Consider the following 6,665-nt stretch of genomic DNA (forward strand, 5'->3'; position numbering starts at 1 on the left):
CTTGAGCTTCGCGTTCTCCCGGCGCAGCTTCGTCAGCTCGGCCCGCTCCGCCGCCGTCAGTGGAAGAAGCCCACTGCTGTCCGGCACGCCCCGCTCGGCGGCGTCAGCCTTGACCCAGTTCCCCAGCGTCGTGTCATTGATCGACAGGTCTCGGGCAATCTCCGCGACGGTCTTGCCGGTCGCTCTGACGAGCTCCACGGCCTGCTCCCGGAACTCCGGGGAGTACTTGCTCGGACGGCCCATCAGGACCCCTTCCTCGGGCACATCGCCCAAGTTCAGGGTGTCCACCGAAGCGGGTCAACTCCACTGGACACCAACGCACCCGTCACCGTCTGCGGTAATGCCGTGGCGGTCGCGGGCGACGCCACCGGCACCTGCACCACAGCAGCCGGCACCGGCGGCGACACCAGCACCAACGGCGACACGAGCACCAACGGAAACGGCACCGCGCTGGACACCAACGCACCCGTCACCGTCTGCGGCACCGGCATCGGCGCCCTGGGCGACGCCACCGGCACCTGCACCACAGCAGCCGGCACCAACAGGCCGGGGACCGGGAGCAACGGCACCGACGACAACGGCCGACCCAGCACCCTTCCCGGGGCCTTCCCCGGCGCCTTCCCCGGCGCCGTGGCCCCGGCGCAGTCCGCCGTCCCGGCCGCGGCGGACGGCAGCGCCGGCAACGAGAGCACCAGCAACGAGAGCGACGGCAATGAGAGCACCAGCAACGGCGGCACCGGGAGTTCCGGCAACGGCGGAAGTGGCGGGACCAACAACAGCGCCGACGGTGTCGGTGCCTCGACCGGCCGCGCCGCTGGCGCGGGCGTGAGCGGCGGCCAGCTGGCGTACACCGGCTCGACCGTCGCCCTGCCGCTGCTGGCGGGACTGCTCGCGCTGGCCCTCGGACTGCTCCTGACCGGGGCATCCCGCCGCCGGCTCAGCCCGGGCCGCTGAGCTGAGCCGACGAGCCCGGCCGCCGGTACCCGGTGGCCGGGCTCCTCGGCGTACGGACTGGCACGACCGGCGCGCATCCTGGCAGCCGAGCCGCTCGTCGGCGGCCGCCGCGCTCCCTACCGTCGGCGCATGCCCCTCGACTGGTCGACTGCGCCCGCCGACGCCGCCGCCCACTTCGCCCACCGGCTGGCCGTGGAGATCGACGTGAGCGACGTGCACGCCGGGCTGGAGTCCGGTGCTCCCGCTTTCGTGCTGCTGGACAGCCGCAGCGCGGAGTCCTGGGCGCAGGGCCACGTACCAGGCGCCGTGCACCTGCCCGGCCGGGATTTCGCGGCCCGGGCGGCGGCCGAGCTGGACCGGTCCGTCCCGGTCGTCACCTCCTGCTGGGGCCCCGGCTGCAACGGCGCGACACGTGCGGCGCTCGCGCTGGCGCTGCTCGGCGTCCGGGTCCGGGTCCGGGTCCGGGTCTGGGTCCGGGTCTGGGTCCGGTCCGGGTCTGGTCCGGGTACTGGGCACGCGAGGGCTTTGCCGTGCAGTCCGCCGCTGGCGTCACCCGTCCGCCGGTCGACCTGCTCACCGCCCCCGCCGCGGTCAGCTGCGGCTGCTGAGCCCGCTCAGCCGGCGACCGGGGCCGGGTCGTCGGACAGTCGCGACCACAGCAGCTCGTCGTGCTTCACGCCGTCGCCGTACCGGTAGGACCGGCGCAGCCGGCCCTCGCAGGTGAACCCGGCCCGGGCTGCGACCCGGCCCGACGCGGGGTTGCCCACCGCGTGCAGCAGCTCGATCCGGTCGAGCGCCAGCGCCGGGAAGGCCCACCCGCAGACGGCGACGACCGAGCGGACGGCGACGCCGCGGCCCCGGTCGGCCGGCACCGTCCAGTAGCCGATCTCCGCGTCTCCCTGCACCGGGTCGATGGAGTGCAGCGAGATCGAGCCGAGCAGGGCACCACCGGCCGCGTCGGTGACGGCGAACGAGGCGTGGCCGCCGGCACTCCAGTCCGCCCGGCGGGCGAGCAGCGCCGCGACGTCCTCGGGCGAGGTCGACCCTGCGCCGTTCCACAGCCGGATCGCCGGGTCCTGCAGGGCGGCCCAGACCGCCGGGCCGTCGTCGTCCTGCCATGGCCGGAGCCGCAGCTCCCCGGCCGGCAGCTCGAACGGTTCCATCCGCGGATGGTCTCAGCCGGCGGGGATGACCCGGACGTCGTCGAGGTCCACGTCGTGGCGGCACGTGCACCGCGCGGCCAGGTGCACCTGCCCGCCGCAGTCGCGGTGGACGAGGTGCGCCGGCGGCCCGTCGTCGTCGGCCAGGTGTGCGTCGCCGAAGGCGAGCAGCGCGAAGAGCACGGGGCGCAGGTCGGCGCCGCGGGCGGTGAGCCGGTACTCGCGGCGCGGGCGCCGTCCCTCCTCGCGGTAGGGCACGGCCTCGACCAGGCCGGCGTCGACCAGTTCGTCCAGCCGGCGGGCCAGCACGTTGCGGGCAATGCCCAGGTGGGCGACGAGGTCGTCGAACCGGCGGACGCCGAGCATCAGGTCGCGGACGACGACCAGCGTCCACGGCGCCCCGACCCGCGACATCGTGCGGGCGATCGAGCAGTCGCCGTGGGGCACCTCGCCCCACTCCCCGGCTGCCGTCATGCCGCGACGCCACCGGGCTGAGTTGCCCGGAGCAACGCAGCTCTCCTAGCGTCCGCGGCGTGACGACGACCCAGCCCGCACGCGAACGCACCTACAGCTGGGGCGACCCCGGGACGGGCGCGACCGCGGCGCGAACCTCGGCCGGCATCGACGTCATGCGGGCCCTGGCCGGCGGCGAGCTGCCCGCTCCGCCGATCATCGCCACGCTCGGGTTCGCCCTGGATTCTGTCGAACCGGGCCGGGTGCAGTTCTCCTTCGACCCGGCCGAGTACCACTACAGCCCGATCGGCTCGGTGTACGCCGGGGTCTACGCGACCCTGCTGGACTCGGCCACCGGGTGCGCCGTGCACACGATGCTGCCCGCCGGCGTCGGCTACACCAGCCTGGACCTCACGGTGAAGTTCCTGCGGGCGATCACCGTCGACACCGGCCGGGTGCGCTGCATCGGCAGCGTGCCCCACCTGGGCGGGCGGACGGCGCTGGCCGAGGCGCGTCTGCTCGACGGCGCCGACCGGCTGCTGGCCACTGCGATCAGCAGCATCCTGGTCATCCGCCCCAGCCGGGCGCCCAGGTCGGCTGACGTCCGGCCGCGACGGGGTCAGACCACCTCGGTGCGTACGCCCGGCGGGGCGTCGACCAGGCGGTCGGCCAGGCCGGCGGCGGCCAGGGCAGCCCGGACGTCGTCCCTGGTCTCGCTGAAGTGCGCCCAGGAGTCGACGTGCACGACGATGACGCGGGGAGCGCCCAGCCGGCGGACCGCCGCCGCGACCCCCTCCCCGGTCAGGGTGAGCGGCGCGCCGTCGAAGAGCGCGGTGCGTGCTGCGCCGGCGAACAGGATCGCCACGTCGACCTTCGGGAAGACCTCGGCGACGGCGTCCACGCACTCCAACGCGGCGTTGTCACCGCTGACGTAGACGGTGGGCAGGCCCGCGCCGTGCAGCACGAAGCCGGTCACCGGCCCGGCCAGTCGTTCGGCGCCGTCCGGGCCGTGCCGGGCAGGCGCCCCGGTGACCTGCACGGCGCCGACGGTCACCGTGGCCCCGACCGGCAGGGCCCGGACGGTCCCGCCCAGGCGCTCGGCCGCCAGTTCGGTGGTGAGCACCACCGGCGCCTGCCGGAGGGCGACCCGGCCCGCGGTGTCCAGGTTGTCCGGGTGCTGGTCATGACTGAGCAGGACAGCGTCCACCGGGCCGAGCTCGGCGGCGGTGCGCGCGGCGGCCGCGGTCTTGGTCAGCACCCGGCCGCCGCCGAGCGGGTAGTCACCCGGCGGGTCGAAGGTGGGGTCGACCAGCAGCCGGGTGCCGCCCAGCTCGAGCAGGACGGTCGGGCCACCGGTCAGCGTGACGGCGAGCGCAGCGGGAGGCATGCACACACCGTGCCAGACCCGTCAGACCTGCACGGAGACCCCGACGCCGCCCCTGGTCTGCGCGCCGTAGCGGGTGATCTCGGCCTCGAGGTCCAGCGGCAGGGTCGTGGCACCGGCCGCCTCGACCTCGGCGCTGATCAGGTCGGCGGGCAGCAGCCAGGACACCTCGAACTCGATGCCGTCGGGGTCCTGGGCGTAGAGCGCCTTGGTGGTGGCGTGGTCGGACGCGCCGACCAGGGCACCGGCCTGCAGCAGCTGACTGCGGATCCGGTCCAGCTCGGCCAGTGTGTCGACCTCCCAGGCCAGGTGGTACAGCCCGACGGTGCTCCGGCCGGCACCCGAGGGCCCCGCACCGGCGCCCACGGCGAACAGCCCGAGATCGTGGTCGTTCGTCGAGCCCTCGGCCTGCAGGAACACCGCCTTGCCGGGCATCTCGACCTTGACCCGGAAGCCGAGCACGTCCCGGTAGAAGGCGGAGCTGCGGTCGACGTCGCGGACGAAGAGGACGGCGTGGTTCAGGCGCTGCACGGGCACGGCGGTCTCCTGCTGTGAGGGAGGTGCGTGGTCGTCCTCCACAACGCATATGAACGCTCAAGTATTTCTTAACGGGCGGGCTGAACGGTGCCGGTGACCGCGCCGAAGGAGATCCGGGTGCCGTCCGCGCCGGGCGCGGTGGCCGTCAGGGTCACCGTGTCGCCGTCGTCGAGGAACCTCCGGGTGGTCCCGTCGTCCAGGGGAATCGGCTCCGTGCCGCCCCAGGACAGCTCGATCAAGGACCCGCGCTGGTCGCGGGCGGGGCCGGACACGGTCCCGGATGCGAAGAGGTCGCCGGTGCGCAGGCTGGCGCCGTTGACCGTCAGATGGGCCAGCTGCTGGGCCGGCGTCCAGTACATCTCGCGGAAGGGGGGCGAGCTGAGCAGCTCCCCATTGAGCCGGACCTCGAGGGTGACGTCCAGGCCCCACGGTTCGTCGTCGCGCAGGTAGGGCAGCAGCGGGGTGTCCCGGGCCGGCGGCGCGACCCGGGCGGCCTGCAGGGCGGCCAGTGGTACGACCCACGCCGAGACCGAGGTGAGGAAGGACTTGCCGAGGAACGGGCCGAGCGGCACGTACTCCCAGGACTGCAGATCCCGCGCGGACCAGTCGTTGACCAGGCAGACGCCGAAGACGTGCTCGGCGAACGCCGTCTGGGGGACGGCGGCGCCCAGCTCGGAGCCGACCCCGACGAGGAAACCGACCTCGGCCTCGATGTCCAGCCGCTGCGAGGGGCCGAAGGTGGGGGCGTCGTCGGTCGACGCCTTGCGCTGGCCGCAGGGCCGCAGCACCGGGGTGCCCGAGACCTGCACCGTCCCGGCCCGGCCGTGGTAGCCGATCGGCAGGTGCTTCCAGTTGGCGGTCAGCGGCGCGGAGTCCGGACGGAACATCCGGCCCAGGTTCTCGGCGTGGTGCTGGGAGCTGTAGAAGTCGACGTAGTCGGCCACCTCCACCGGCAGGTACAGGGTCACGCCGTCCCGCGCAACCAGGTGCGGCTCCACGGCGGCCCGGTGCGCGGGATCGGTGAACCAGCCGGTGAGCGTGGCCCGCAGCTCCGCCCATGCCTGGGGCCCGTGCGCCATGAACGCGTTGAGGGTGCCGGTGGCGTGCACCGGGTCGCTGGTCGCCGCGGCCAGGTCCAGCACCCGGTCGCCGATCGCCACGCCGGTGCGGGGTGCGGTGCCGGGGGTGGAGAAGACGCCGTAGGGCAGGTTGGCCGGCCCGAAGCCGGTGCCGGCGGGCAGGTCCAGCCAGGTCACGTCGAGGGTCCGCGGCCGGACCAGGACCAGGCGTACTTCCCGTCGTCGACCGCCGTTCCGCCCGCGCCGAGGGACAGCGGCCGGAAGGTGTCGACCATGACGGCCAGTTCGTCGAAGTACTCGGCGCCCAGGGAGCGCTCGACGGCGCCGGGCTGGGGGCCGTGGGAGTGCCCGCCGGGGTGCAGGGAGATCGAGCCCTTGCCGATGCCCGAGCCCTTGCGGGCCTCGTAGTCGCCGTCGACGTAGAACATGACCTCGTCGGAGTCGACGTTGGAGTGGTAGTAGGGCACCGGGACGGCGAGGGGGTGGTAGTCGACCTTGCGGGGCACGAAGTTGCAGATGACGAAGTTGGCGCCCTCGAAGACCTGGTGCACCGGCGGCGGCTGGTGCACCCGGCCGGTGATCGGCTCGAAGTCGGCCACGTTGAAGGCGTAGGGATAGAGGCAGCCGTCCCAGCCGACCACGTCGAAGGGGTGCTCGGGGACCACGTGCACGGTGCCGGCCAGCCCGCCGGGGCCTTCGCCGCGGTGCTTGACGTAGACCTCGACGTCGCTGCCCTCGGCCAGCAGCGGCTCGCCCGGCCCCCGCAGGTCCCGCTCGCAGTAGGGGGCGTGCTCCAGGAACTGCCCGTACCTGGACAGGTAGCGGTTGGGTGGGGCGATGTGGGAGTTGGCCTCGATGGCGTAGGTGCGCAGCGGCTCGGAGCCGGTCGGGATCCAGCGGTGCGTGGTGGCCCGCGGAATGACCACGTAGTCGCCCCGACCGACGTCCAGCGCGCCGAAGACGGTCTCCACGGTCGCCGTCCCGCGCTCGACGTAGACGCACTCGTCGCCGGTGGCGTTGCGGTAGTACGGGCTGGTCAGGCTGCTCACGGCGTAGGAGATCCGGACGTCGGCGTTGCCCAGCACCAGCCGCCGTCCG

At 73.9% G+C, this 6,665-nt stretch carries 9 protein-coding genes and 1 pseudogene; 3 read left to right on the plus strand and 7 right to left on the minus strand.

The genetic code is table 11. The features are described from left to right. The coding region (locus BLW04_RS24280; protein ID WP_139307018.1) for a transposase at positions 1–288 on the minus strand (288 nt) is incomplete at its 3' end. A gap of 57 nt (positions 289–345) precedes the next feature. On the opposite strand from BLW04_RS24280, the gene BLW04_RS24285 reads away from it, so the two are divergent. Then, on the plus strand, positions 346–954 hold the full coding sequence (locus BLW04_RS24285) for a hypothetical protein (RefSeq protein ID WP_091548097.1): 609 nt from the start codon (positions 346–348) through the stop codon (positions 952–954). A gap of 129 nt (positions 955–1,083) precedes the next feature. Beyond that, complete coding sequence (locus BLW04_RS24290) at positions 1,084–1,650, plus strand: rhodanese-like domain-containing protein (RefSeq protein ID WP_217631253.1); 567 nt, start codon at positions 1,084–1,086, stop codon at positions 1,648–1,650. Here BLW04_RS24290 and BLW04_RS24295 read toward each other — a convergent pair. After that, on the minus strand, positions 1,569–2,117 hold the full coding sequence (locus tag BLW04_RS24295) for a GNAT family N-acetyltransferase (RefSeq protein ID WP_091548099.1): 549 nt from the start codon (positions 2,115–2,117) through the stop codon (positions 1,569–1,571). The genes BLW04_RS24290 and BLW04_RS24295 overlap by 82 nt on opposite strands. A gap of 12 nt (positions 2,118–2,129) precedes the next feature. Next, positions 2,130–2,588: a winged helix-turn-helix transcriptional regulator gene (locus BLW04_RS24300; RefSeq protein ID WP_091548101.1), complete on the minus strand. Its 459-nt coding sequence runs from the start codon at positions 2,586–2,588 to the stop codon at positions 2,130–2,132. A gap of 155 nt (positions 2,589–2,743) precedes the next feature. Here BLW04_RS24300 and BLW04_RS28970 point away from each other — a divergent pair. Next, positions 2,744–3,058: pseudogene (locus BLW04_RS28970) on the plus strand (PaaI family thioesterase); the annotation flags it as partial. Positions 3,059–3,186: 128 nt separating this feature from the next. Here the strand turns inward: BLW04_RS28970 and BLW04_RS24310 are convergent. The 4 genes from BLW04_RS24310 to BLW04_RS24325 all read right to left on the minus strand — a co-directional run. After that, entirely contained in the window at positions 3,187–3,954 is a 768-nt protein-coding gene (locus tag BLW04_RS24310) for an MBL fold metallo-hydrolase (RefSeq protein ID WP_091548103.1), read from the minus strand. 21 nt (positions 3,955–3,975) lie between these two features. Continuing rightward, positions 3,976–4,488: a VOC family protein gene (locus tag BLW04_RS24315; RefSeq protein ID WP_091548107.1), complete on the minus strand. Its 513-nt coding sequence runs from the start codon at positions 4,486–4,488 to the stop codon at positions 3,976–3,978. A 68-nt stretch (positions 4,489–4,556) separates the two neighbouring features. Then, complete coding sequence (fahA, locus tag BLW04_RS24320; RefSeq protein WP_091548105.1) at positions 4,557–5,744, minus strand: fumarylacetoacetase; 1,188 nt, start codon at positions 5,742–5,744, stop codon at positions 4,557–4,559. Next, positions 5,741–6,665, minus strand: a 925-nt coding sequence (locus BLW04_RS24325; RefSeq protein WP_091548109.1) for a homogentisate 1,2-dioxygenase, incomplete at its 5' end; no start/stop codon positions are given. The genes fahA and BLW04_RS24325, both read right to left, overlap by 4 nt.

Origin of the sequence: Modestobacter sp. DSM 44400 (assembly GCF_900107175.1) — a bacterium.
GTDB lineage: Bacteria > Actinomycetota > Actinomycetes > Mycobacteriales > Geodermatophilaceae > Modestobacter.